The organism is Pelagibius sp. (assembly GCF_965227505.1).
In the GTDB taxonomy this organism is placed as follows: domain Bacteria; phylum Pseudomonadota; class Alphaproteobacteria; order Kiloniellales; family Kiloniellaceae; genus Pelagibius.
The window spans coordinates 3733388-3757598 of record NZ_OZ245757.1; the positions used below are offsets into that span (position 1 = coordinate 3733388).

The following is a 24211-nucleotide window of genomic DNA, read 5'->3' on the forward strand; positions in this document are numbered from 1 at the left end:
TGATCCGGCGAGGCTCCGGTCGCTTACCGCCCGCCCCCCTTCCGGGGAAAGGCGCGCGCGGAGGACCAGAGGGAGCCGCAACCATGGCGCAAGAAACCGCAAACGACAGTGCAGCCGGAGACGCTGGGAGCCGGGACGGAAACACCCCACGCATCTATGCTGCCTGCCTTGCCGCCTACAACAACGGGCGACTGCACGGGCGCTGGATCGATGTCACCCAAGACCCAGAGGACATCCAAGCCGAGATAGCGCAGATGCTTGCTGCGTCGCCCATTCCGGGCGCCGAGGAGTGGGCGATCCACGACTATGAGGGCTTCGAGGGCGCCCGGCTGGAAGAGTATTCCGGCATCGAGAAAACGCACGCGCTGGCGCTGTTCATCGTCGAACACGGCAAGCTCGGCGCGAAGGTGCTTGAGCAGTTCGGGGGTGATCTGGACGACACCAAAGCAGCCTTTGAAGAATATGCAGGGGAGCACAGGAGTCTTGCCGATTTCGCGCAAGAACTCACAGAAGAAACCACAGAAATCCCGCAGAGCCTCGTCAACTACATTGATTACGAGACCATGGCGCGGGACATGGAACTGAATGGCGATGTGTTCACCGTTGAACTCGGGTTCGACGAGGTTCACGTCTTCTGGTCCCGGTGAGGCACGGCGATGCTCCGGCAACGTCATTGCTCGCCCCACCGGCTGACTGAGATCGGCGGTCGTGTCCTGTCTGTCGGAACCGTCCCGGTCGGGACCATCCGCAAGCTGAGTGGCGCAACCGTTATCGTCGAAGCACGGCTGCCGCGTGAATGCCATGCTGACCGGCGCGATCATCAAGGCCGCTGGGCGTCGAGCTTCCATACGCACGGCATGTTCCTCGCACAGGTGCGCCGCCTTGCGGACGGCCAGCGCAGCCTCATCTCCGACATCCACCTGATCGAGCGCGAGGCGCGGCAATGACCAGCGCGCCCGAACTTCTCACCGAGACGACGCCCGAAGGCGAGCAGATCATCGCGCCGGGCGTGAAGCCGATCACGCTCTGCGACCGGCTGGCGGCGCGCGCCGCGCAACCCATCGCACCGAAGCGCAACCCGAACGCGCCGCAGAAGCCCTGCGACCTTGGCCTCTTTGATAAGGCCGCGCGCAATCAACTCGACATGCTCGATTTCCTTCGCGCCGCCGACAGTGGCGCACCCACTCCGAACTCACAAGATGAGGATTGACCCATGGAACTCACGCATATCCCGCTCGACCAATTGAAGGTCTCACCACTCAATATGCGCTATGCCCGCAAAGCGCCGGACACCTCGGATATTCTGCCAAGCATTCGTGCGCGCGGTGTCCAGCAGCCGCTTCTCGTGCGCCAGAACGGCAAGGGCTATGAGATCGTCGCCGGGCGGCGGCGCTTCTTCTCGCTTAAGACCATCGCCAAGGAAGGCGGTGAAATCGGCCCTGTGCCCTGTGCCGTTATGGTCGAGGGTGATGACGCAGCGGCGATTGAGGCATCATTGATTGAGAACGTCGCGCGCCTCGACCCGGACGAAGTCTCGCGCTGGGAGACCTTCGCTCGGCTGGTCAAAGAGGGACGGACGGTGGACGACATTGCAGCCACCTTCGGTGTCACCGAGATCATGGTGAAACGCGCGCTGGCGCTCGGCAGCCTGTTGCCTGCCATCCGCGAGGCTTACCGTGCCGAACAAATCGATGCACAGACTGTGAGGCAACTGACCCTGGCCAGTGAGACGCAGCAGGCTGAATGGTTCAAGCTCTTTCAGAATCCAGAGGAACGCGCCCCGCGCGGCTGGCAACTCAAGCGATGGCTGTTCGGAGGAGAAATCAGCACCGAGGCGGCCCTTTTTCCGCTCGACGCCTACGAGGGCCGGATTGTCACCGATCTCTTTGACGAAACCGGATATCTCGATGATCTGGAGCAGTTCTGGACCTTGCAAAACGGAGCCATCGCCGCCAAGCGGGATGCCCTTATCGAAGCCGGATGGTGTGATGTTGTCGTCCTCGATGTTGGCGAGCGGTTTCTCACTTGGGACCATGTGAAGACTACGAAAAAGGGCGGTGGACGCGTCGTGATCGAGGTGCGCGAGAACGGCGAGGTCACTATCCATGAAGGCTTCATTACCTCGAAGGAACATCAGCGGCGCTTGCGGAAAGCGGCGGATGGTGGCGATGAAAAGGCAAGGGCCACGGACCGACCCGAGCTGACCAACCCGGCGCAGAACTACATCGAACTGCACCGCCACGCCGCCGTTCGCCACGCGCTCTTGAGCCATGCGGACACGGCCCTTCGGCTCATGGTCGCCCATGCCATCGGCGGGTCCGCGCTCTGGCAGACCAAGCCCGATCCGCAGGCCACGCGCAAAGATGAAACCGCCGAGAGCATCACCAAGGCCAAGGCCCAGACCGCGTTCGCCGAGGATCGCAAGGCGATCCTCAAGCTTCTCGGATTGCCCGGACACGGCCATTCCGTGGTGCGTTCGAACGGTGACGACTACCGCGTCGTCGAGCTGTTCGCGGCGTTATTGAAGTTCTCGGACGAAGACGTCATGCGCGTGCTCGCCTTCGTCATGTCCGAGACCTTGGAAGCCGGGACCGGCGTCGTCGAGGCGCTCGGCGCCTATCTGAAAGTGGATATGCGCGATTATTGGCAGCCGGACGACGCCTTCTTCGACCTTCTCCGCGACAAGGCAGCGGTCAATGCCATCCTCCGCCATATCGGCGGCAAGGCAGTTGCCGACGCTAATGTGACGGCGACGACGAAGGTCCAGAAGAAGATCATCCGGGACTTCATCAGCGGCGACGGGAGGAAGAAGGCCGAAGGATGGCTGCCGCGCTATATGGAGTTTCCGTTCAAATCCTACACGAAGGGCGGCGGTGGACGGCTCAGCGACAACACGGCCCGTATCAAATCGTTCGTTTCCTGAAATCGGCGGGAGGCGGGAGCGGCCCTCTCACCCCGACGGGAGGGCCGCGAGCGCGTTCCGGCTGATCTGCGAGACCAAGAAAGCCCCGCGCCTTCGGGCGCGGGGCTGGTCGCGTCTACGCTTGTGCGATCAGTCGGTTTGAATGGCTCAGGGGGGCTGCCTCAAGCCCGGCCGAGATTGGCGTGGAATCGATGCGACAGACGCTGAGAACGGGGTGAGCATGCCTTTGAGAGGCGTTGATCTTGCCAACCCGGTCCCAGCCGCCACAGATCTGCCGGTCCATGGTTCGGTGGTTCAGAACGGGCTGCGCCTCGTTCTCTTTCGCTGCAGGCGACATGGGCCGTGGGATTGCGCCCGACTCACCGTCGAGAGCGTACAGCCAACGGCTCCAACATGGCCCCGTCATCACATATCCAAGCACCCGTGCCGCTCGTCTCCCGGAGTTATGGTTTGTCGCTGGGCACCATCCCCTGCTTCTGCTTTCAGGCCTTATGGCAAACGCCAGTCGCCTGAAACCGCCGCTTCGGACTTTTTTCCCCGCCGCTTCGCGGCTCCTCGCGCATGGCGCAGCGCGCCCAAAAAAGCTCGCCTCGGCGGTCTCCGCTAAGGCTCCGCTCCCAAGAAGAGGGGGTTCAGACGCCCGCCGTCCGCCATAGCCCTTTCCGCGTCAGCAGGGGATGGTCCCCGGCGACACCCAAACAGGAGACTGAAAGATGGCGCAGGCACTTGGATATGTGACGAAGACCGAGACCGGTGGATACGAAGGTACGCTCTCAACAATGAGCCTCAAGAAGCGCATCCGCATCCTGCCCAACCGGGCGAAGGAGAGCGAGGCACAACCCGACTTCCGGGTCTACACTGAAGACCGCGTGGAGATCGGCGGCGGCTGGAACCGGGTCGGCAAGACCTCCGGCAACGCTTACGTCTCGCTGACCTTCGCGGCTCCCGAATTCGGGCCGTCGAAGATCTATGCCAATCTCGGCCGGGCCGCCGGACAGGACGATCCGGACGCCATGGCAATCCTCTGGAACCCGCGCAGCTAGCGGCGACCAAGAGCCCCGCGCCTTCAGGCGCGGGGCATTCTCAGTCAGGACATGAAGGCCGATATCGTGAGTGTTTTAACAAAATCACCATAACTCTTAACAAATCGCTGACGAGTTTCGTGTCTTGGTTGAGTGGTGAGATAAATCTGAAACCGGGTCGATGGAGCGGTGGCCAAGACGCCGATGAGAACGTGATGCACAAGAAGAGAGGGGCTTGCATGAACTTGCGACGCTGACCGCGTCGGCCATCGTCCTGCTTTAAAGGAGAGGATAATGGTGAAGTTGCTAAGTTCTTTAGCTTCAAACACGCATCGTCTTGGCGATTACGACCATCTGCGGTTTCTGACGCGTTCGCGGGTGGCCTGGGAGTATCTTCGGCGCAACAGCGATTATCAGCGTGATTGGCGTTTTTCGGTGCCTGGACGCCCGAAACCCATCCACCTTACCGATGGTACGGTCCTGCTCCGGGCACGGCGTCGCTTCATGCATGCGGAAGGTTGGGGCCTTTATTGCTTTCGTTGATCCGTCGGAAAATGGCCTCGAGGCGAATGTTTTCTGGCGAACGGAGACCTTCGCGCGCGTTCTGAGAGCATATGTTCGCCCCAGTGGCGACCCCGCTTTCGGCAGCATCATCTCACTGGGCGACCTGCGATGTTGGCGCACACTTCTGAAGGCGGTGGATGGCGAGCAGCACCTTCTGTTGCGCGATCGGCGCCACGTGATCCAGCTGTTGTGCCGAGGCGCCGATCTTCGGACGGACACGTTCTCCATCGAGTTAGTGGTTGATCAGTTTCCGGAATTTGGAGGCCGCCTGCGGCTTTTGAAAGCAATGGCGGATGTCTATCGGCAGCGTCGTATTGGTGGCGGCACCGGCGGCTGGACCGTCGAGGCGATGCGCCATCGCGATGCACTGGTAACCTTAGATCTGCGCCGACAGGGCTGGAAGTTTCAGGACATCGCGCGGTTCATCCACGGCGATAAGTTTGTCGACGAGGAATGGACCAACCCGAACGCGACGCTCAAGAACCGCACGATCCGCAGCTTTAGGCGTGGCATGCGGATGATCAACGGCGGCTATCGAAAGCTGCTGATGTAGCGGTTCGGCGTATCGTTGTCGCGTATCCGCTCGGCCGATACTTCCGCTGATTGGCACCATGCCCGATCCTTCCCCGGCATAGCGCGTTTTCGCCCACGCCGGAGGACCTATGATCGAGGATGATGTCCAAGCGACTCAGGACGGCCCTTTTCTGACCACCAAAGAAGCGGCACGTTTTCTCAAGCTCAAGCCCAACACGCTGGAGAAGATGCGCGTCTATGGCGGCGGCCCGCAGTACCGCAAGCACGGCCGCCATGTCGTTTATCACATCGACGATCTGACCGCCTGGTCAGACCTGCGCAGGAAGGACTCGACCTCCGATGTCTGAGCCCTTCACTCGCGTCGAGATCGCGTTCTATCCAGAGCATCTGAACAACTGGCTGCGCTTCGGCATGTCCGACGAGCAGCACGATCTGGACCGGCGACGCTCGCTCGCGCTGTTCAAACCGGGCCGTGTCTTCGGCTACGTCCGTTGGCGCGCCAACGAATACGGTACGCAAGAGTGGCGGTTCTCCGTCGTCCGAACCGCCGGGCCTTCAGTGTTGTCGAGCCGCATCAAGGGCGTTCAGCCCGGCGGCGAAGTCCTCCTGCTTGCAATCGGAAACGCCAAGGTGAAGCGCGCGCTGTTACAGATCGACGTGCTCGAAACGAAGGGGTTTGAGCCAGCGGACGTTTCGATCGTCTACTACCGTCATGTCCACAACCGGATCGCTACGAGACGGCCGATCCGCGCCTATTCGGAAGCTCAGCATTCGGCGCACCTAGCTGGCAGGCGGGTGCTGTCATGAGACGGTTTTGGCTCCTTGCAACTGCGGTTCCGGTGCTAGCGTTGGCGGTCGCATCGCTCGTCATCTTGCCGAAAAAGCTGATCTACAACGCTTCCGCAAGCGCTCCCATCGGCCTCTACTGGCTCGACAATCGGCCCATCAAGCGTGGTGACTACGTCCTCATGCGCGTGCCCGAGCGGGTCCGGCTTCTCGTGATCGAGCGCGGATATTTGCCTCCGGACGTGCCGCTTCTGAAGCGTGTTGTGGGCCTCAACGGCGACCGAATCTGTCGCCAATTGGACGAGATTTCCGTCAACGGTTCGCCGGTCGCGACGGCGAACCGTTGGGACGGACTGGGGCGCGACATGCTGGATTGGCATGGCTGTCACGTCCTGACCGAACAAACGGTCTTCCTGCTGCAAGACCATCGGCATTCCTTTGACAGCCGCTATTTCGGGCCGGTGGATCGGCGTCTGATCACCGGTCGGGCGACGAGGCTGCGTGTCCCTTGGCAGAAGGACTAGGAAAGTTGATCCAACGTCAGGAAGGAGTTGGAGCGTATGAGAGGTATGAGGCGGCGGAGGGCAAGATAAAAGGTCATGGTGCAAAGCGGCGCTTTTTCCAGCCTGCACATCGGGTTGGCCTGCACATGGGGCTGCGCCCCATGTGCAGGCGGTCAGCGCTAAAGCGCTGGTTGGATTGCGGAATTGTTGGTGCAAGGAGGAAGGCGCTGTTTTCGCCGGGCGATGGCGCGCCTAAGTCAGTGAGCGACCATGGCGGACGACACGGAAGACATCTTCAAACCCAAGCTCGGACGTATCCGCAGCCTCGGCGGCAAGCGGACCAAGAGCTACCTGAACCGGGTGCTGCACCAGGTCTCCGCCGCCGGCAAGACCGGCTTCGGAACGCGGCGCGCGCCGGGGCAGTTTTCAGGCAACCGGATCGGGCGCGGCGGCTCCGCCATGCGCCAGCGCCGGGCGGGCCACCGCTTAGGGCCGTCGTCGCGCCGCGTCATCATCAAGACGCGGATCGTCAAGTTCAAGGCCAGCGGCGTCGAAGCGGCCCGCGCGCATCTACGCTACATCCAGCGCGACGGGGTCTCAAAACGGAACGAGCCGGGCCGGCTCTTTGACGCGGCGACCGACGACGCCGACGGCAACGCGTTCCTGGAGCGCAGCGAGGGCGACCGGCACCAATTCCGCTTCATCGTCTCGCCGGAGGACGCGACCGAGCTCGAAGACCTTAAGTCCTTCGTCCGCGATTTGATGGCCGGCATGGAGGAGGATCTCGAGACCAAGCTCGACTGGGTCGCCGTCGACCATTTCAACACCGCGCATCCGCACACCCATATCGTGCTGCGCGGCAAGGACGACCTCGGTAAGGACCTGGTCATCGCGCGCGACTACATTGCCCATGGCATGCGCGAGCACGCCCGCGAACTCGTCACCTTGGAATTGGGGCCGCAGACCGAGCAGGAGTTGCGGCAGAAACTCTCCGTTCAGGTCGAACAGGATCGCTTTAACGATCTTGACCGCGGATTGCTGAGGGATGCGACCGACAATCTGATCGATCTGCAAACCGCGCCGCAGGGCGAGCGCGCGCGGTTCCGACACGCCATGCAGCTCGGCCGGCTGCGCACGCTCGCCAAGCGCGGCCTCGCGGAAGAGGCGGCGCCCGGCCAGTGGCGACTGTCAGAACGATTAGAAGGGACGTTACGGCGGGCCGGCGAGCGCGGCGACATCATCAAGACCATGCACCGGGGGCTCGGCCGGGCCGGCCTCGATGCCGGCGCGAGCGAATACGCCGTTTACGATCCGTCCGATCCGCGTGCGCCGACGATCATCGGGCGGATCATCGACCGGGGCCTCCATGATGAATTGAATGACGGCCACTACGTCATGATCGACGGTGCCGATGGCCGGGTTCACTACGTGGCGCTCAATCCCAAACAGGACTTGGAGGATTTACCGATGGGCGGCGTCGTCGAAGTGCGCCCGGCGGCGGCGGGCCTGAAACCGGCCGACCGCACCATCGCCGAGGTGGCGCGGGGCAATGGCGGCCTCTATGAGACGGGCGCCCATCACGCCGCTGATCCGCGCGCGTCGGCGGACTATGTTCAAGCGCATGTTCGGCGTTTGGAGGCGCTGCGCCGGGCGAACATCGTGCGGCGTTTTCCGGACGGGTCCTGGGAGGTGCCGATCGACTTTGAGGATCGTGTCGCCGAGTTCGCCAAGAAGGGGCCGAGCTATCCGGGGAGCGTCGCGGCGCTATCCTTCCTTGGGCTTGAGGATCAGGTGCGGGCGGACGGCGCAACCTGGCTCGATGCGCAGCTCGTCGCCATGGAGCGGGTGGCGCTGTGCGGCGACCGCTTCGGGGCCGACGTCGCCGAGGCGCTCAGCCGGCGCGAAGAACACCTGATTGCGCAGAACCTCGCCGAGCGCGACGGCCAGACGATGCGCTATCAGCGAAACCTCCTGAAACTGCTCCGGCAGCGGGAGGTGGCGCACGCCGGAGAGAAGCTCGCCAAGGAGATGGGGCTGACCTTCTCGCCGACGCAGGACGGCGATCGGATCGACGGCGTTTATCGAAAGTCCGTCTGGCTGGCCAGCGGCAAGTTCGCCTTCATCGAGGAATCCCAGGAGTTCACACTGGTCCCATGGCGGCCGGTTCTCGAGCGCCAGCGGGGTCAGACGGTCGGCGGTGTGATGCGCGGCGCATCGGTGTCCTTCGAGATCAGGAAGAAGCGCGGGATCGGGATTGGTTGAAGGGATTGACAAAATCGGGCCTGAGGTTGCCGTTGATCGACCTATCAGAGGTTGGTCATATCCTTAGCCCAGAACTCATCCAGCAACGCCTCAATATCCCATCGTTTCTCTTCTGTAATCTTCGAAATGAGAGTCAGCCGCTCGATCGGGGTCTCCTTGCGGAGATCTTCGATCAAGGCGATCACTTTGTCTCGCAAAGCGACAACGCTTTGAGGTAAGCAGAGTCCCATTTCGTCCGATGGGTTAGCCTTGGCGTCCACCGACCCATCGGGGCCGATGTAAACAAGGCCGAGGCAAGTGTATTCGCCATGGGTTTGCTCCATCCATTCAAGATGGTCATGACCTTGACTAATGTCCTTCTTGAAATACGTCGCCGGATCGTCCTTATCGGTTTTGAGCTCAAACCCAATCATGCGCGGCTGCGCTTCATCGAGCCACAGGACATCCGGTCCAGTCCCTTCGTCGTTATCGGGACGAATAGCCTTGAAGCCGAGTAGTTCGCCGAGCTGACGTACGCCGGCTTCGGCCTGGTTCGGAGTGCCAGTGTCGATCAACGCGAGCGTATCGGCTAATTTCTTTAGCTCACCTTCGAACTTCGCGCCTTGCGGGTAGCTGAGTAGGTCTTTCAACGACTTCCCGAATTCATTGAATTCATAAGAAGCGGCATCTTTGGCACCGAGCCCCAAGGGTCTAGGCAGCGTCATCGAGCGGTTGAGCCGCCGCATTGCTATTCCATAAGCCCGGTATGCTGCGTCTTTGTCACCGTCGAGCTCATAGGCGGCCCCAAGCCAGATCGAATGCCAGCCGCTCAGCTTTGCATCGTCGGTAGCGGTCTTATCGATAGTCTTTTCCAATTCGCGTCGCGCCGTCGCCGCGTCACCGCTCCACATGGCGGCCGCATATTTCGCTTCGGACAAGGTAGCGGCCACCATGACGGGTTCGGCCTGTTGTGCTCGTTCGAGCTGATCCTTGTCGAGCTCAGCCAATTTTACCTCGCGCCTATAGTAGTCGAGCCATCCTTCGTCGCGGTCAAGAACCCGGTCGACGAGTTCAATTACGTCGTCGCCTTCGGTCAGTTTGAACTCCGTCTGCACTTCGCGGCCGATCAATATCTGTTGCTGGAGGAGCGGTGGCAGCAGCGCGAGATTGCGGTCGCGCGCAATCCATTTGCTCAACGCCTCTCCCTGTAGCAGGAATGAACCGTAGTCGTTCCGGCCGCGATTGATCCGACCAAAGAGCTGCGCCAGCCGGTTTGCGATGCGGCTCGCATGAACATTGTCCATGCGCAGCCATTCCCATTGATAGCGCTCCAGGAGCGACGTAGCCGAAGGAACACCGTCCATGATCATGATGCGGCAGGTGTCGTGCGGCAAATCAATCCCGTCGACTCTTGAGACCAGTGTGAAGGCGCCATCTTTTTGGTTTTCGCGAAAATCATTGAGCGCATCGGTAAACTCTTCCGGCGTCGGTGGCTCGGCAAGGTCTTCCCACTCGCTGGCGCGCGCATAGTCCGGCACCGCGACAATAGCCTTACGGCCCTTCACAAGCTTCTTCGCGAATTTGGGTCCGAAACCCTTCTTCACCTTGCGACCATCGAGAATGAGGCGTTCGCCATTTCCAGCATCGTTTGAAGGCGTAATGATCTCGCCGGGCTGGCGCCCGAAAGCTCGGATGAACTCGGTCTGGCTCTGGAGCGTCGCTGAAAGATAAATCCGCCTGATGTTCTGCTCAAAGATGTCGAGGGCGAGCGAAGGTAAGAAAGGTGGTGTTAGTTCAAAGACGCCCCGCGTGAAGATTGCCGCGCAGCAGTCGAGACGATCTTCAAGCCAGGCGAATGGGTATTTGTAATCGTCGTCTGTCTTGACACCATGCCTGTGAAAGACTTCCAGCAATCGCTCACGGTGCTCATAAAGGCCGCCGGGCGCCACGAACGCCGTGTTCTGTTTCGAGAGGTCGAGGCTATCGGCGAACCGGCCTCGAATGCCAAGCTCTTTGAAATGGGGTCGAAATAGCCCGGCAATTTCATTGAAGAGAGCCTCGTCCTCCCGAACGTCGATCCGTAAGGTGAACGCGTCGCGGAGTAGCGATTCCGCAACATGGGCGTCGTCAAAGATGATTGCACCAGGGAAGTAGTTGCGGCGGATAGAACTTAGCCCATTGAAGAGGGCTGCGTAGGTCGTAATGCAGAACGCCTTACCGGTTTCGAAGAGATCATTGGAATAGCCGCCGCGAACGCGCGTCGTGTGGTCGATGCCGATCCGCGTCGCTTCCTTTGAGGTTTGCTCGACAAGATCAATGGTCGAACAGACATACACGATATTCTCCAAACCCTCGTTTACGAGACTCTGGGCAATCAACAAGCCGACAATTGTTTTCCCGGCACCGGTGTTCAGCGAGATCAATACATCGCGTTTGTCGCGGACCTTCTGCCATTCGATGAGCGCCCTGTCCTGTCCGCGCCAGAGATCGTTCGGCGTTCCAGCGAGACTCGGCAAAGTCTCGAATATCTTGATCGGGTTGCTCGGCGCCTTTGGCTTCTTAGCGCTGCCGAGCTTTGAGAAGTCCATCACATCACCTCAACGTCTACCACCGTGTACATCTAGCGCTGAGTTTACGACGAGGGTTAATGGTTCAAAACCCAGTTCCCAATCCGCCCTCGAATCCAAACTCGGCCTGATTTGGCAGCAATGCTGAACGCCGACGAAACGCCTGTCCATCTCAATCCAAGGTTATAGGCCGCACGGCCTGAAAAAAGTATGCCTGACGATCTGCGACAAACTTGGATCGACTTGGTTTTGCTTGGCTTTTTCTTCCTTTGTTGGATGGAGTTGGAAGTCATTGCATTGAATAAACTCTGATCTAAAAGCGATCTTTTGCCGGAATTCACTTGGGCCTTCGGCCCCAACACCGGCAAAGATAGATGACCCCGACCAAACTCCTCATAGGCCAAATCCTTCTCGTCTTCGGGATCGTCATCGGCGCCGTCTGGTTCTCGACTCAATGGGTCGCCGGCCAGCTCGGGCATCAGCCCCGCCTTGGTCCGGCCTGGTTCGAACTCGGTTCCTATCCCGTCTATCTGCCCTGGCGGCTGTTCGAGTGGTGGTACGCCTTCGAACCGTACGCGCCGGGCGTCTTCAACCGCGCCGGCGTCATGGCGGCGGCGGGCGGCATCCTTGGGGTTGTTGTCGCCATCGTGGGCTCGCTGTGGCGCGCGCGGCAGAACCGGTTGGTGACGACTTACGGTTCGTCACGCTGGGCGACACGGCGCGAAGTCGAGAAAGCGGGGCTCTTCGAGCCTGCCGGCGTTTTCCTCGGCAGGTTGAAGGGCCGCTATCTGCGTCATGACGGGCCGGAGCATGTTATGTGTTTCGCCCCGACGCGCTCGGGCAAGGGCGTCGGCCTCGTCATCCCGACGCTCCTGTCCTGGCCGCATTCCGCCGTGATCCACGACATCAAAGGCGAGAACTGGCAACTCACATCGGGCTGGCGCGGCAAGTTCTCGCACTGCCTGCTGTTCAATCCGACCGATCCGGCGAGCGCCAAATACAACCCGCTGCTCGAAGTGCGCAAAGGCCGTTTCGAGGTCCGCGACGTCCAGAACATCGCCGACATCCTGGTCGACCCCGAAGGCAGTCTTGAACGGCGCACCCATTGGGAAAAGACCGGCCACTCGCTCTTGGTCGGCGTCATCCTGCACGTTCTCTACGCCGAAGAAGAAAAAACGCTGGCGCGCGTTGCGACTTTCCTGTCGGACCCCTCGCGCAGCTTCGAGCGGACGCTGCGCGTGATGATGAGCACCAATCATCTCGGGACGGACGATAAACCGCAGGTTCACCCGGTCGTAGCGCAGTCCGCGCGCGAGCTTCTGAACAAGAGCGACAACGAACGCTCCGGCGTCCTGTCGACGGCCATGTCCTTTCTAGGGCTCTATCGCGATCCGACCGTCGCGGCGACGACGAGCCGCTGCGACTGGCGCATCGCCGATCTCGTCGATGCGGATCGTCCGGTGTCGCTCTATTTCGTCGTTCCCCCATCGGACTTGTCGCGCACCAAGCCGCTTGTTCGCCTCGTGCTGAATCAGATCGGGCGGCGGCTGACCGAGCGCCTGCAGGGCGCCGACGACGGGAAGCGCCGCCACCAGCTCTTGATGATGCTCGACGAGTTTCCGGCTTTGGGCAGACTCGACTTTTTCGAGAGCGCGCTCGCCTACAAGGCCGGCTACGGCATCCGCAGCTTTCTGATCGCCCAGTCGCTCAACCAGATTTCCAAGGCGTATGGCGAGAACAACGCCATCCTCGACAACTGCCATGTCCGGATCGCTTTCGCCTCGAACGACGAGCGGACGGCCAAGCGAATCTCCGACTCGCTGGGTACGGCGACGGAGCTTCGCGCACAGCGGAACTATGCCGGTCACCGGCTCGCGCCGTGGCTGGCGCACGTCATGGTCTCGCGCCAGGAGACCGCACGGCAATTGCTGACGCCCGGCGAGGTGATGCAGCTCCCGGCCGACGAAGAAATCGTCATGGTCTCCGGCCAGCCGCCGATCCGCGCTCGCAAGCTGCGCTACTACGAGGACGCCAACTTCACGGGCCGGGTGTTCCCCCCGTCCGCGCTCGTGGCGGACGGTCCCTACGCGGACCGTCCGCAGTCACGGGCCGACGACTGGTCGGGTCAGGTGCGCAGCCCTCATGCCGACCTGATTAGGTCCTGGTCGGATCTTGTCTCGGGCGAACAGGACGATGGCGGCGGCCTGCGACGCCATCCCGGATTGAAGGAGGAAGCGCCGGCGAAGACCGCGCCCGAACGCGCGCCGGACGCTGGCCTGCTTGACGACGATTTCGATCCCAACGACGCCAAGCGAATGGACCAGCTCGCGCGCAACACCGCGACCGTCCAACGCGCCCACGCCATGGACCAGGCCGACGACGACCTGATCCCGAGCTTTTGAGGAGCGCGCCGATGAAACCCCGCCTCAACGTCCATGTCGCCCACGAACTGTTCGAGAAGGTCGAGATCGCCGCCAAACGGCCGGGCGTCACAAAAGCGGCCGTGGTCGAGGCGGCGTTGCTCGGCTTCTTCTCCAAGGAGTTCGACGATCAGCGCGACGGGGCGCTGATCCGGCGTCTCGACCGGTTGACGCGGCAGTATGAGCGCGTGGAGCGCAATCTCTCCATCACGGCCGAGACACTGGCGCTCTACATCCGCTTCTTCCTGACGGTGACGCCGCCCTTGCCGAACGCCGATCAGGACGCCGCGCGCGCTCTCGGCAAGGAGCGGTTCGAGTATTTCACCACCCAGCTCGCCCGGCGGCTGGCCGGCGGCAAGAACATGATCCGCGACATCCTCGAAGAGGTGAGCGCGGACGAATCCGAGTTCTTCACTGAGAAGGAGCTGGAAGCCCTTCGAGCAGTGAAGACGGCCGCTTCCCCAAGCGGAGACGAGGGACCGAACAAACCGAACGGGGAAGCGGCCACACCAGACGCGACGGAGGCGGAGCATGGCTGACCGCTTCCACCGGGAAACCCGCGACCGCCAGCGCACCATGCTGCGCACGGCGATGGGGCCGGCGATCGCGTCGGCGCTCGACGATGCGGCCGTCATCGAGGTGATGGTCAATCCGGACGGCCGGCTCTGGCTCGATCGCCATGGCGACGGAAGGATCGACACCGGTCAAGCGCTCGGATCGGCCGAGGCGGAACGGATCATCCGGCTGGTCGCGAGCCACGTCGGACAGGAATGCCACAGCGAACGGCCGGTCGTGTCGGCCGAACTGCCCGAAAGCGGCGAGCGCTTCGAGGGACTGTTGCCGCCGGTGGCGTCGGCCCCGTGCTTTGCAATCCGCAAGCCCGCCAAGGTGCTTTACCGGCTCTCCGACTACGTCGACGCGCAGGTGATGACCGGGCCGATGGCCGAGACGCTGCGCGACGCGGTGCGCTCGGCGAAGAACATCGTCGTGGTCGGCGGCACCAGCTCGGGCAAGACCACGCTCGTCAACGCCCTGCTCGCCGAAGTCGCCGAGAGCGGCGACCGCATCATCCTCATCGAAGACACCCGAGAGCTTCATTGCGCCGCGAAGGACTGCGTCAGCCTGCGGACGAAGCCGGGCGTCGCTGCGCTCGGCGATCTCGTACGTTCGACGCTGCGGCTCCGGCCCGACCGGATCATCGTCGGCGAGGTGCGTGGAGCCGAGGCCCTCGACATGCTGAAAGCCTGGAACACCGGCCATCCGGGCGGGATCACGACGCTGCACGCCAACTCAGCCGTGTCCGGCCTCTACCGCCTTGAGCAGCTCATCCAGGAAGCCGTCGTCACCGTGCCGCGGCGGTTGATCGCGGACGCCATCGACATCGTCGTCTTTCTGAAGGGCCGAGGCTCAGCCCGGCGCGTCGAAACGGTCGCTCGCCTCGAAGGCCTCGGCGCCGATGGCGACTACGAGCTCCGCCCGCTCACGGCCGTCCGCCTCGTTCCAACCGCTTAACAGGAGATCCATATGAATATTCTCGGTCCGGACCTTTCAACACGCTTTCCCTATCGCCACGCCGCATTCGCCGGCGCGGCGCTCGGCTTTCTTCTGTTTTGCGCGGAAGCCGCCCACGCAGCCGGATCAGGCATGCCGTGGGAAGCGCCGCTCACCGCCATCCTTGAGTCCATCGAGGGGCCGGTAGCGCGCATCATCGCGGTCATCATCATCGTCATCACCGGCCTGTCGCTCGCCTTCGGCGAGACGTCGGGCGGCTTCCGCCGGCTGATCCAGATCGTCTTCGGCCTCTCCATCGCCTTCGCGGCGACGAGCTTCTTCCTCTCCTTCTTCTCCTTCGGCGGCGGGGCGCTCATCTCATGACGGTCGAAGGCTACGAAATCCCGCTGCATCGCGCGCTGACCGAGCCGATCCTGATGGGCGGCGCGCCGCGTACGGTGGCGATCGTCAACGGCACGCTGGCGGCAGCGCTAGGGCTCGGGCTTCAGCTATGGGTCGCGGGGATCGTGGCCTGGATCGTCGGTCACACGGCTGCGGTTTACGCGGCGCGCAAGGACCCGGCCTTCATGGAAGTGCTGGTTCGCCACATCAGGCACAAAGGGCATCTCTCATGCTGAACTTGGCCGAATATCGCAAGCGGCCGGCGTTGCTCGCCGACTATCTGCCCTGGGCTTGCCTGGTGGCCCCGGGCGTCATCCTCAACAAGGACGGGTCCTTCCAGCGCTCGGCGCGCTTTCGTGGCCCGGACCTTGAAAGCGCCACCGAGGCGGAGCTCGTCGCGACCTGTGCGCGTATCAACAATGTGCTGCGCCGGTTCGGTTCCGGTTGGGCGCTGTTTCTGGAAGCCGAGCGCCATCTTGCCCGCGACTATCCGCAGTCCGACTTTCCCGATCCGGTCTCCCGGTTGATCGACGAAGAGCGCCGCGCTGCCTTCGAAAGCTCGGAAACGCTTTTTGAGAGCAGCTATGTCCTGACATTCGTCTACATGCCGCCGCCGGAGCGTGTCGGGCGTGCTGAAAAGCTCTTGGTCGAAACCGAGGGTGCGCGACCGGACCTAGATTATCGCGATCACCTTCACGACTTTGTCCAACGCTCGGACCGCGCCCTCGACCTACTGGAACAGCTCATGCCGGAGGTGGCGGCGCTCTCCGATCAAGAGACGCTCACCTACCTGCATAACTGCATCTCCAATCGACGGCACCCAATCGCCGTGCCGGAGACGCCAGTCTATCTGGACGCCGTTCTGGTGGACACGTCGCTCACCGGTGGGTTGGCGCCGATGCTTGGCGACGCGCATCTGCGTGTGCTGACGGTTCTCGGCTATCCCGGTGCAACCACGCCCGGCTTGCTCGATGCGCTCAATCATCTCGGCTTTGAATACCGATGGACGACGCGCTTCGTGCCGCTCGATAAGGCCGCCGCCGAGAAGGTCGTGCGGCGCTACCGTCGGCAATGGTTCGCCAAACGCAAGTCGATCGCCGCCATCATCAAGGAAGTGCTGACCAACGAGCAGTCGGTGCTGGTCGACACTGACGCGGACAACAAGACGGCCGATGCAGACGCCGCGTTGCAGGAGCTTGGCGCCGATCTTGTCGCCTATGGCTATGTGACGACCACCTTCGTCGTCTGGGACCGCGATGAAGCCGCCGCACGCGAGAAGGTGCGGGCCGCGCAGCGCATCCTCGATGGGCGCGGTTTCGCCACCGTCGACGAAAGCGCGAACGCCGTCGAGGCGTGGCTTTCGTCCTTGCCCGGCCACGTCTACGCAAACGTCCGGACGGCCCCGGTCAATACATTAAACCTCGCCCACATGATGCCGCTCTCGGCGGCCTGGGCCGGTCCGTCGCGCAACGCGCATCTCGGCGGTCCGCCTTTACTCACGGTGCGGACGAACGAGACCACGCCCTTCCGGCTGATCACCCATATCGGCGATGTCGGTCACACCCTGATCGTCGGGCCGACCGGCGCGGGCAAGTCCGTGCTGCTCGCGCTGATCGTCCTGCAGTTCCGCCGCTACGCCGGCGCGCAAATCACCATCTTCGACAAGGGCGGCTCGGCGCGCGCCGCCGTCCTCGGCATGGGCGGCGACTGGTACGATCTCGGGGCAGAGGGCGATCTTGCGTTTCAGCCACTCGCCAACATCGATCTGACACCGGAGCGTTCCTTCGCGCAGGAATGGGTGCAGAGCCTGCTCGCTCATGAAGGCGTGACCGTCACGCCGGAGGTGAAGGACGCGGTCTGGTCAGCACTTTCCAACCTCGCGGCCGCGCCGGTGGCCGAGCGCACCTTGACCGGGCTCGCGACGCTCTTGCAGGTGACCGCGCTTCGCCAGGCACTTCAGCCTTACACGCTTGAAGGACCCTACGGACGCTTGCTCGACGCCGACGAAGATCGTCTCTCGCTCGGGTCGGTCCAATGCTTCGAGATGGAAGAGTTGATGCACGAAACGGGTGCGGTGCTCCCGGTGCTGACCTATCTCTTCCATCGGCTCGAAGCCGGTTTCGACGGCTGCCCGGCGCTTCTCGTCCTCGACGAGGCTTGGCTCTTTCTCGACAACCCTGCCTTCGCCGCGCGCATCCGCGAATGGCTGAAGACGCTCCGTAAGGCCAACGTCTCGGTGCTGTTCGCCACGCAGGGGCTATCAGACGTCTCGGGAAGTTCGATTGCGCCGGCGATCATCGAAAGCTGCCCGAGCCGCATCTTCCTGCCCAATGACCGCGCGATCGAGCCGCAGGCCAAGGCGGTCTACGAGGCATTCGGGCTCAATGACCGGCAGATCGACATCGTCGCCCGGGCCGTGCCGAAGCGCGACTACTACTTCCAGTCCCGTGCCGGAAACCGGCTGTTCGATCTGAGCCTCGGGCCGGTCGCGCTCACCTTCACGGCCGCTTCCACCAAGCAAGACCATGCACTCATGGACGAGCTGATCGCCGCCCATGGCGCCGAAGAGTTCGCCGATAGCTGGCTGCGCGCTCGCGGCCTCGATTGGGCCGCCGAATTGATCGCGTCCCCGATCCACGACGACACCATCGAGCAAACCAAGGAGGACTTACATGCAACCACCGCTTAAATGGGCCGCGGGTGCTGCGCTGGCTTTCCTGATCGCCGCGCCGCCGGCCAGCGCCAATGAAGGCTGGCCACATTGCTGGCGAGACGACGACTGTCCCGGCTTCTATCTCACCGTGACGACCGTGCGCGGTGACGCCCGGCTTTCGGTCTCGCGGTCCTGTGCCGGCGGCTGGCGCCATGTCTGGCACAAGCGCGATGCCCGCGAAACGATCCGCCAATGGCTTGACGCGGATGCCGCGACGGCCCGCGGATCGCTTTGCATTCCTCTCCATCCGCAGGTCGATGAAATCCGCGTGTCCTCGATCGGTGGGCACTGCGGCGAGACTGACTTTCCGGAAATCGCATCCGCGAACTTGCCGGGCGACGGCGCCGTGCTCGCGCGCGGATATGGGAGCGCCGCTTCGGCGACCTTCGAAGGCTGTCACGCGCGGATCGGGCCGGACGCTGGCGAGGGCGGAGTCGCCTATGGCGGCATCGCGCTCGACTTCGCCGACGGCTACGTCTTCGGCGACAGCTACGCCGACGGCCATTTCTACGGCGTTTATGACGGCTTCGGCCGGGGCCGCGTCCGGCCCTTCGGCGCCTCTGTCGCGGCCATCAGCCAATTCAACACCTACCACTACCGCGTCGAGATCTTGGCGAACGGCGGGGAAAGCTGGACGTGGGGCGACAATGAGGAGAACGACAAATGACCCAGCTCAGGAAACGGCTTTTGTCCGCATGCGCCGCTTTGGCGCTCGGGCTCTCGACGGTGACCGTCACGGCGCCGCCGGCCCATGCCATCACGGTCTTCGACCCCTCGAACTACAGCCAGAACCTGCTCACCGCCGTCCGCTCGCTTCAGCAGATCAACAACCAGATTCGGCAGATCGCCAACGAGGCGCAGATGCTGGTCAATCAGGCCCAGAACCTGGCGAACCTGCCCACCTCGGTCGCATCCGATTTGCAATCCTCGCTGCGCGCCGTCGATCAACTCATCCTCGACGCCCAAGGCATCGCCTATCAAGTCTCGGAAATCGACAGCACCTATCGCCGGCTCTTCCCGGAGGAGTACAGCGCGGCCGTTTCGACGTCCCAGATCATCCAGGACGCCCAAGAGGCGTGGCGGCTCGCGCGCGGGGGCTTCCAACATAGCCTCGAGGTCCAGGCCGAAGTCGTGAACCAGGTGCGCGGCGACACGCTCGTTCTCGACTGGCTCGTGGCGGAAAGCCAGGGCGCCGTCGGGAACCTTCAGGTCGCGCAAGCGGGCAACCAGCTCACGGCGCTCGCGGCGAAACAGTCGATGCAGCTCCAGACCTTGTTGGCCGCCTCGGCGCGGGCCGACGCCCTCGAAAGGGCGCGGCACGTCGCGGCTCACGAACAGGCTCGCGCCCGGTTCGAACGCTTCATGGGCGACGGCGACGCCTACACGCGGCGCTGAGCGCAAGAGGGGCGACGGCCGATGGACGACCTCAACGTCATCGATCAGTTCACGGAGACCTTTGTCACCTACATCGATTCAGGTTTCGGACTGCTTGGTCCCGACGTCGCCTTCCTGACCACCATCCTGATCGGCATCGACATCACCCTGGCGGGGCTCTTCTGGGCGCTCGCCGACGACAAGTCCGTGATCCCGGCGCTGATCAAGAAGGTGCTTTATGTCGGCGCCTTCGCCTTCATTCTGAATAACTTCGCCTTTCTCTCGGAGGTGATCTTCGACAGCTTCGCCGGTCTCGGACTTCGCGCCACCGGATCGCCGATCGGTGCAGACGATTTGATGCGACCGGGTTTTGTCGCCGCGACCGGCTATGACGCGGCATCCCCGTTGCTGGACGAGGTGCAGAGTCTTCTCGGACCAATCGCCTTTTTTGAGAACTTCGTCTTGATCGCCGTGCTGATGGTCGCCTGGATCATCGTGTTGCTGGCCTTCTTCATTCTGGCGATCCAGCTTTTCATCACGATCCTGGAGTTCAAGCTCACCACGCTTGCCGGCTTCGTGCTGGTGCCCTTCGCGCTTTGGGGTAAGACGGCGTTCCTCGCCGAGCGCGTGCTCGGCAACGTCATCGCCGCCGGCATCAAACTCATGGTCCTCGCTGTCATTGTCGGCATCGGCTCGACGCTGTTCGGCGCTTTCGCCGCGTCCTTCGCCGGCGGTGACATCACGATCGAACAGGCGCTTTCAACGGTTCTTGCCGCGCTCTCGATTTTCATGCTTGGCATTTTCGGTCCCGGCATCGCCGCCGGTCTTGTCTCTGACGCGCCGCAGCTCGGCGCCGGCGCGGTGGTCGGATCGGCGGCCGGGCTCGCGATCGGCGGAGCCGCCGCCGCGGGGGTCGCTATGGGCGGCGCGCGGGCACTCGGCGCCGGGGCCAGCGGGGCCACGAAGGCCGCCGCATCGATGGCGGGCGGCGCCCAGGGCGCTTATGGACTCGCGCGCGCCACCTCCGGCGCATCTGGCGCGGCTGGCGTGGCGGCGGGCGTCGCCGGCGTTGCACGGGGCGGGGCCGGCGCGGTCGGTCAAGGCGTGCGGAGCGTCGCAGACCGCGCGACATCCGGCGTACGGTCCGCCTTCTCGGACGGGCAGCGCGGCGCCTTCACCGCCACGGGTGGAACGCTGCCCGACAGCGGCGCATCGGCGGGCGCGGCCACGGCCGCTGCGACGAACGCGGCGCCGGATTGGGCGCAGCGTCTACGGCGCGATCAACGCTTGCGCGAAGGCGCGACGGTGACCGCCCACACCATCAGAGACGGCGACCGGCCAGCCGCCGGTGAGAACCCACGCATCAGGGATGACGACGAATGATCTTTAAGCGATCGACCACCACCTATGGCGAAACGCCCGCGCCCGAAACGCCGTACCAGCGTGCGGCGCAGGTGTGGGACGATCGCATCGGTTCGGCCCGCGTGCAGGCGCGGAGCTGGCGGCTCATGGCGTTCGGTTGCCTGGCGCTTGCCATCGGGCTTTCCGCCGGCGTCGTCTGGCAAGCGGGGCGCAGCACCATCACGCCCTACGTTGTCGAGGTCGATACCCTGGGCGAGGTGCGCGCCGTCGGTCCCGCCGTCACGGTCTATGAGCCGACCGACGCGCAGATCGCCTACCATCTCGCCCGCTTCATCGAAAACGTCCGATCCCTCTCCATCGACCCGATTGTGGTGCGCCAGAACTGGCTGCGCGCCTATGATTACGCCACCGACCGCGCCGCCGCCACGCTTAACGACTATGCCCGCGACAACGATCCCTTCAGCCAGGTCGGCCGGCGTACGGTGACGGTTGAAGTGACCAGCATCGTCCGCGCCTCGAACGACAGTTTCGAGATGCGCTGGCGCGAGCAGGTCTTCGAGAACGGCGCGCTCGCCGACACCATCCGATACACGGCGGTTCTCTCCATCGTGGTGCAACCGCCGCGCACGGAAGAGGCGCTCCGCCAAAACCCCCTCGGCATTTACGTCCATGCGCTCAACTGGAGCCGCGACCTCATTTCGGGAGACGATCAATGAGAAAAACCCTTATCGCCCTGGCCGCGCCGGTTGCGCTCGCCGCCTGCGCTCACAAAGAGCCGCCGCCGGAGATCAGTTACGACACGGACGACTTCAGCGCCGCGGCGCTCGCCACCGAGCCGCCGCTGCCGGTCGAGATCGTCACCTTGCCTGAACCGCTTCCTTTGCCGGGACAGTTGATGCCGATGCCGGGCGAATGGGAGCCGCCGCCGGAGGATCACCGCGACCCGGAAACACGCATCGGCGACGCCAACAGCGCGGCGGCGATGGAGCCGACGGGCGAAGGCTATGTCAATGCGATCCAGGTCTATCCCTATACGGAGGGCGCCCTCTACCAGCTCTATACGATGCCGGAAATGGTCAGCAACATCGCGCTCCAATCTGGCGAAGAGATCGTCGCCGTGTCGGCCGGCGACACGGTCCGCTGGGTGATCGGCGATACCCTGAGTGGCGATCGCGCGCATGTGCTGGTCAAACCGATCGCCGAGGGCCTGCGCACCAATCTCGTCATCATCACTGACCGGCGCGCCTATCATCTCGAACTCAGGAGCACGCCGGAAACCTATATGGCGTCGGTCTCGTGGCATTATCCGCGTGACGCCTTGCTGGCGCTTGAGCAGCGCAACAGTGATGCCGTCGAGGCGGCGGACCGTGTGATCGACGAGGGCCTCCGGCTGGAGCAACTCCGCTTTCGCTACGAGATCACCGGCGACACGCCGCCCTGGCGACCGGTCCGCGTCTTCGACGATACCCACAAGGTCTACATCCAGTTTCCCCGCCGCCTCGATCAGGGCGAGGCGCCGCCGCTGTTCGTCGTCGGGCCGGACGGTGAGAACCAGCTCGTCAATTACCGGATGCGGGGCAACTACTACATTGTCGATCGCCTGTTCGCCGCCGCTGAGCTTCGCCTTGGCGAAGACCCGCAACAGGTCGTCCGCATTTCGCGTACGGACGGCCGCAACGCTGCGCGTCATCGCAGCGTGTCGGCGCGCGCGCCCGAGATTGAGGACGGCGGGCGATGACGGAACCGGGCGAGACCGCAGGCGCAAGCGGCGATCCGCCGTCTGGGGCCGCGCCGAAGATCGATCCGGAAGAGATCGCGCTGCGCGCTCAGCCGCGCCCCGTGACGCGGATCAATCGGCGCGTTCTGTTCCTGCTCTCCGGCACGGGTCTGCTCTTGATTTTCGGCGCGACGATCTTCGCACTCGATCCGCCGCGGCTTTTCGATCGGGATGAATCCGGCCGCGAGCTCATTCGCACCGAGAACAATCCAACGCCGGAGGGCTTGGAGACGCTGCCGCGTCGCTACAGCGAGATCCCAAGGCCGCCAGTTGAATTGGGGCCGCCCTTGGCCGGCGATATCGGTCCCGCCGTCGTCAACGCCGAACGCGAACTCGGTATCGTCCCACCGGGCCAATTGCCGTTTCGCCCGAGCCCGGAGGACGACGCGGCAAGAGCCGAACGCATTCGGCAGGCGCGGCTCGCGCAGCAAGGCCGCGAATCGGGCGTCTTCTTCCAGCTCACGTCACGCACGGCCGGTGTGGGGGGCGTCGGCGAACCGGGATCGGTCGCGGAGATCGCCCGCGCCGCCGGCGAGGATTCGCGCAGCCCCTTCGACATTGCGCGCGGCGATGCAGCGTCCGGGGCGTTGGAGCTTGATCTTCAGAACGATCAAAACTTGCAAGGCCGCAAGCTCGACTTCCTCGGCGAAGAGGTCGACTCGGCGATCTACAATCCGCACGCCCTCCAGGACCCGGCCTCGCCCTATCAGGTCATGGCGGGAACCGTGATCGCCGCAAGCTTGATCACGGGCATCAATTCGGACCTGCCGGGCCGCGTCATCGCCCAGGTGACGGAGAACGTCTACGACACCGTCTCCGGACGCTACGTCCTCATCCCGCAGGGCTCGCGCGTCATCGGGACCTATGACAGCGTCGTCGCTTTCGGTCAGGAGCGCGCGCTGGTCGTCTGGCAACGGATCATCATGCCGGACGGCTCGTCGGTTGTGATCGAGAACCTGCCGGCCACGGACACGGCCGGGTACGCGGGGCTAGAGGATGAGGTCAACTTCCACACCTGGCGGCTCCTCAAGGGCATCGTACTCTCGACCCTGCTCGGCGTCTCCACCGAACTCACCTTTGGCGACGAAGAGGACGACCTCGTCGAGGCGATCCGCGAGTCGACCCAGGACAGCGTGAACCAGGCCGGCCAGCGCATCACCGAGCGCAACCTCAACATCCAGCCGACCATCACCGTGCGACCCGGCTGGCCGCTCCGCATCATCGTCAACAAGGACATGGTCTTGAGGCCCTACCGCGATCCGGGAGTGTTCAGATGACCCTAAAACTCGGACCCTTGCCCGACCGGGAAAGCGCCAAGATCACCTTCACGGCCAACGCCGACTTGAAGGCGGCGCTGAATGACTACGCGGAAATCTACCGCCAGACCTACGGCAAGGACGAGGGCGTCGCCGAGCTGATCCCCTTCATGCTCGACGCCTTCATGAACGCCGACCCCGGTTTCAAGCGGGCGCGCAAGCAACTCGAAACTGCGCGCCCATCGTCCCCGCCAGCCAAAACAACGGAGGTTTGAG

25 protein-coding genes are annotated in these 24211 nt (G+C 63.3%); 24 read left to right on the top strand and 1 reads right to left on the bottom strand.

Annotated features, from left to right (window positions below; translation table 11 throughout):
* Positions 1–83 precede the first annotated feature (83 nt).
* From ACO06P_RS17565 to ACO06P_RS17615, 11 genes are all read left to right on the top strand, one after another.
* Positions 84–647: an antirestriction protein ArdA gene (locus ACO06P_RS17565; protein ID WP_420346515.1), complete on the top strand. Its 564-nt coding sequence runs from the start codon at positions 84–86 to the stop codon at positions 645–647.
* Positions 648–656: 9 nt separating this feature from the next.
* Positions 657–947 (top strand): hypothetical protein, encoded by a 291-nt coding sequence (locus ACO06P_RS17570; protein WP_420346516.1) that lies wholly within the window; start codon positions 657–659, stop codon positions 945–947.
* A complete protein-coding gene (locus ACO06P_RS17575) occupies positions 944–1210 on the top strand; it encodes a hypothetical protein (protein ID WP_420346517.1) in 267 nt (88 codons plus the stop codon). Before ACO06P_RS17570 ends, ACO06P_RS17575 begins: the two co-directional genes overlap by 4 nt.
* A gap of 3 nt (positions 1211–1213) precedes the next feature.
* Entirely contained in the window at positions 1214–2923 is a 1710-nt protein-coding gene (locus tag ACO06P_RS17580) for a ParB/RepB/Spo0J family partition protein (RefSeq protein WP_420346518.1), read from the top strand.
* Positions 2924–3636: 713 nt separating this feature from the next.
* Positions 3637–3966: a DUF736 domain-containing protein gene (locus ACO06P_RS17585; protein ID WP_420346519.1), complete on the top strand. Its 330-nt coding sequence runs from the start codon at positions 3637–3639 to the stop codon at positions 3964–3966.
* Positions 3967–4239: 273 nt separating this feature from the next.
* Positions 4240–4488: a transcriptional regulator domain-containing protein gene (locus ACO06P_RS17590; RefSeq protein ID WP_420346520.1), complete on the top strand. Its 249-nt coding sequence runs from the start codon at positions 4240–4242 to the stop codon at positions 4486–4488.
* Positions 4454–5062, top strand: coding sequence for a DNA -binding domain-containing protein (locus ACO06P_RS17595; RefSeq protein WP_420346521.1), 609 nt, complete (start codon positions 4454–4456; stop codon positions 5060–5062). Before ACO06P_RS17590 ends, ACO06P_RS17595 begins: the two co-directional genes overlap by 35 nt.
* A 109-nt stretch (positions 5063–5171) precedes the next feature.
* Positions 5172–5390: a helix-turn-helix domain-containing protein gene (locus ACO06P_RS17600; RefSeq protein ID WP_420346522.1), complete on the top strand. Its 219-nt coding sequence runs from the start codon at positions 5172–5174 to the stop codon at positions 5388–5390.
* A complete protein-coding gene (locus tag ACO06P_RS17605) occupies positions 5383–5850 on the top strand; it encodes a DUF2840 domain-containing protein (protein WP_420346523.1) in 468 nt (155 codons plus the stop codon). Before ACO06P_RS17600 ends, ACO06P_RS17605 begins: the two co-directional genes overlap by 8 nt.
* Positions 5851–5891: 41 nt before the next feature.
* Positions 5892–6353, top strand: coding sequence for a S26 family signal peptidase (locus tag ACO06P_RS17610; protein ID WP_421938138.1), 462 nt, complete (start codon positions 5892–5894; stop codon positions 6351–6353).
* A 249-nt stretch (positions 6354–6602) separates the two neighbouring features.
* The gene (locus ACO06P_RS17615; protein WP_420346525.1) at positions 6603–8594 is read left to right on the top strand and encodes a DUF3363 domain-containing protein; all 1992 of its coding nucleotides are present in this window, start codon (positions 6603–6605) and stop codon (positions 8592–8594) included.
* 44 nt (positions 8595–8638) lie between these two features.
* On the opposite strand, the gene ACO06P_RS17620 is transcribed toward ACO06P_RS17615, so the two are convergent.
* Positions 8639–11161 carry a DEAD/DEAH box helicase family protein gene (locus tag ACO06P_RS17620; protein WP_420346526.1) on the bottom strand — a complete coding sequence of 841 codons (2523 nt, stop codon included), beginning with the start codon at positions 11159–11161 and terminating at the stop codon, positions 8639–8641.
* A gap of 353 nt (positions 11162–11514) precedes the next feature.
* On the opposite strand from ACO06P_RS17620, the gene ACO06P_RS17625 reads away from it, so the two are divergent.
* Genes ACO06P_RS17625 through ACO06P_RS17685 form a run of 13 tightly spaced genes read left to right on the top strand, consistent with a single transcriptional unit; the run spans position 11515 to position 24210 of the window.
* A complete protein-coding gene (locus tag ACO06P_RS17625) occupies positions 11515–13542 on the top strand; it encodes a conjugal transfer protein TraG (RefSeq protein WP_420346527.1) in 2028 nt (675 codons plus the stop codon).
* 11 nt (positions 13543–13553) lie between these two features.
* Positions 13554–14099: a CopG family transcriptional regulator gene (locus ACO06P_RS17630; protein WP_420346528.1), complete on the top strand. Its 546-nt coding sequence runs from the start codon at positions 13554–13556 to the stop codon at positions 14097–14099.
* A complete protein-coding gene (trbB, locus tag ACO06P_RS17635) occupies positions 14092–15072 on the top strand; it encodes a P-type conjugative transfer ATPase TrbB (protein ID WP_420346529.1) in 981 nt (326 codons plus the stop codon). The genes ACO06P_RS17630 and trbB overlap by 8 nt, the downstream gene beginning before the upstream one ends.
* A 12-nt stretch (positions 15073–15084) precedes the next feature.
* A complete protein-coding gene (locus tag ACO06P_RS17640; protein ID WP_420346530.1) occupies positions 15085–15435 on the top strand; it encodes a TrbC/VirB2 family protein in 351 nt (116 codons plus the stop codon).
* On the top strand, positions 15432–15689 hold the full coding sequence (locus tag ACO06P_RS17645; protein ID WP_420346531.1) for a VirB3 family type IV secretion system protein: 258 nt from the start codon (positions 15432–15434) through the stop codon (positions 15687–15689). The genes ACO06P_RS17640 and ACO06P_RS17645 overlap by 4 nt, the downstream gene beginning before the upstream one ends.
* A complete protein-coding gene (gene trbE, locus ACO06P_RS17650) occupies positions 15683–18142 on the top strand; it encodes a conjugal transfer protein TrbE (protein ID WP_420346532.1) in 2460 nt (819 codons plus the stop codon). The genes ACO06P_RS17645 and trbE overlap by 7 nt, the downstream gene beginning before the upstream one ends.
* Positions 18126–18833, top strand: coding sequence for a hypothetical protein (locus tag ACO06P_RS17655; RefSeq protein ID WP_420346533.1), 708 nt, complete (start codon positions 18126–18128; stop codon positions 18831–18833). Before trbE ends, ACO06P_RS17655 begins: the two co-directional genes overlap by 17 nt.
* Positions 18830–19561 carry a P-type conjugative transfer protein TrbJ gene (gene trbJ / locus ACO06P_RS17660; protein WP_420346534.1) on the top strand — a complete coding sequence of 244 codons (732 nt, stop codon included), beginning with the start codon at positions 18830–18832 and terminating at the stop codon, positions 19559–19561. Before ACO06P_RS17655 ends, trbJ begins: the two co-directional genes overlap by 4 nt.
* 21 nt (positions 19562–19582) lie before the next feature.
* Complete coding sequence (gene trbL / locus ACO06P_RS17665; protein WP_420346535.1) at positions 19583–20923, top strand: P-type conjugative transfer protein TrbL; 1341 nt, start codon at positions 19583–19585, stop codon at positions 20921–20923.
* Positions 20920–21618 carry a conjugal transfer protein TrbF gene (gene trbF / locus ACO06P_RS17670; protein WP_420346536.1) on the top strand — a complete coding sequence of 233 codons (699 nt, stop codon included), beginning with the start codon at positions 20920–20922 and terminating at the stop codon, positions 21616–21618. Before trbL ends, trbF begins: the two co-directional genes overlap by 4 nt.
* Positions 21615–22640, top strand: a complete 1026-nt coding sequence (gene trbG, locus ACO06P_RS17675; protein WP_420346537.1) for a P-type conjugative transfer protein TrbG — start codon at positions 21615–21617, stop codon at positions 22638–22640. The genes trbF and trbG overlap by 4 nt, the downstream gene beginning before the upstream one ends.
* Positions 22637–23956, top strand: a complete 1320-nt coding sequence (locus ACO06P_RS17680; protein ID WP_420346538.1) for a TrbI/VirB10 family protein — start codon at positions 22637–22639, stop codon at positions 23954–23956. The genes trbG and ACO06P_RS17680 overlap by 4 nt, the downstream gene beginning before the upstream one ends.
* On the top strand, positions 23953–24210 hold the full coding sequence (locus ACO06P_RS17685) for a DUF2274 domain-containing protein (protein ID WP_420346539.1): 258 nt from the start codon (positions 23953–23955) through the stop codon (positions 24208–24210). Before ACO06P_RS17680 ends, ACO06P_RS17685 begins: the two co-directional genes overlap by 4 nt.
* Position 24211 lies beyond the last annotated feature (1 nt).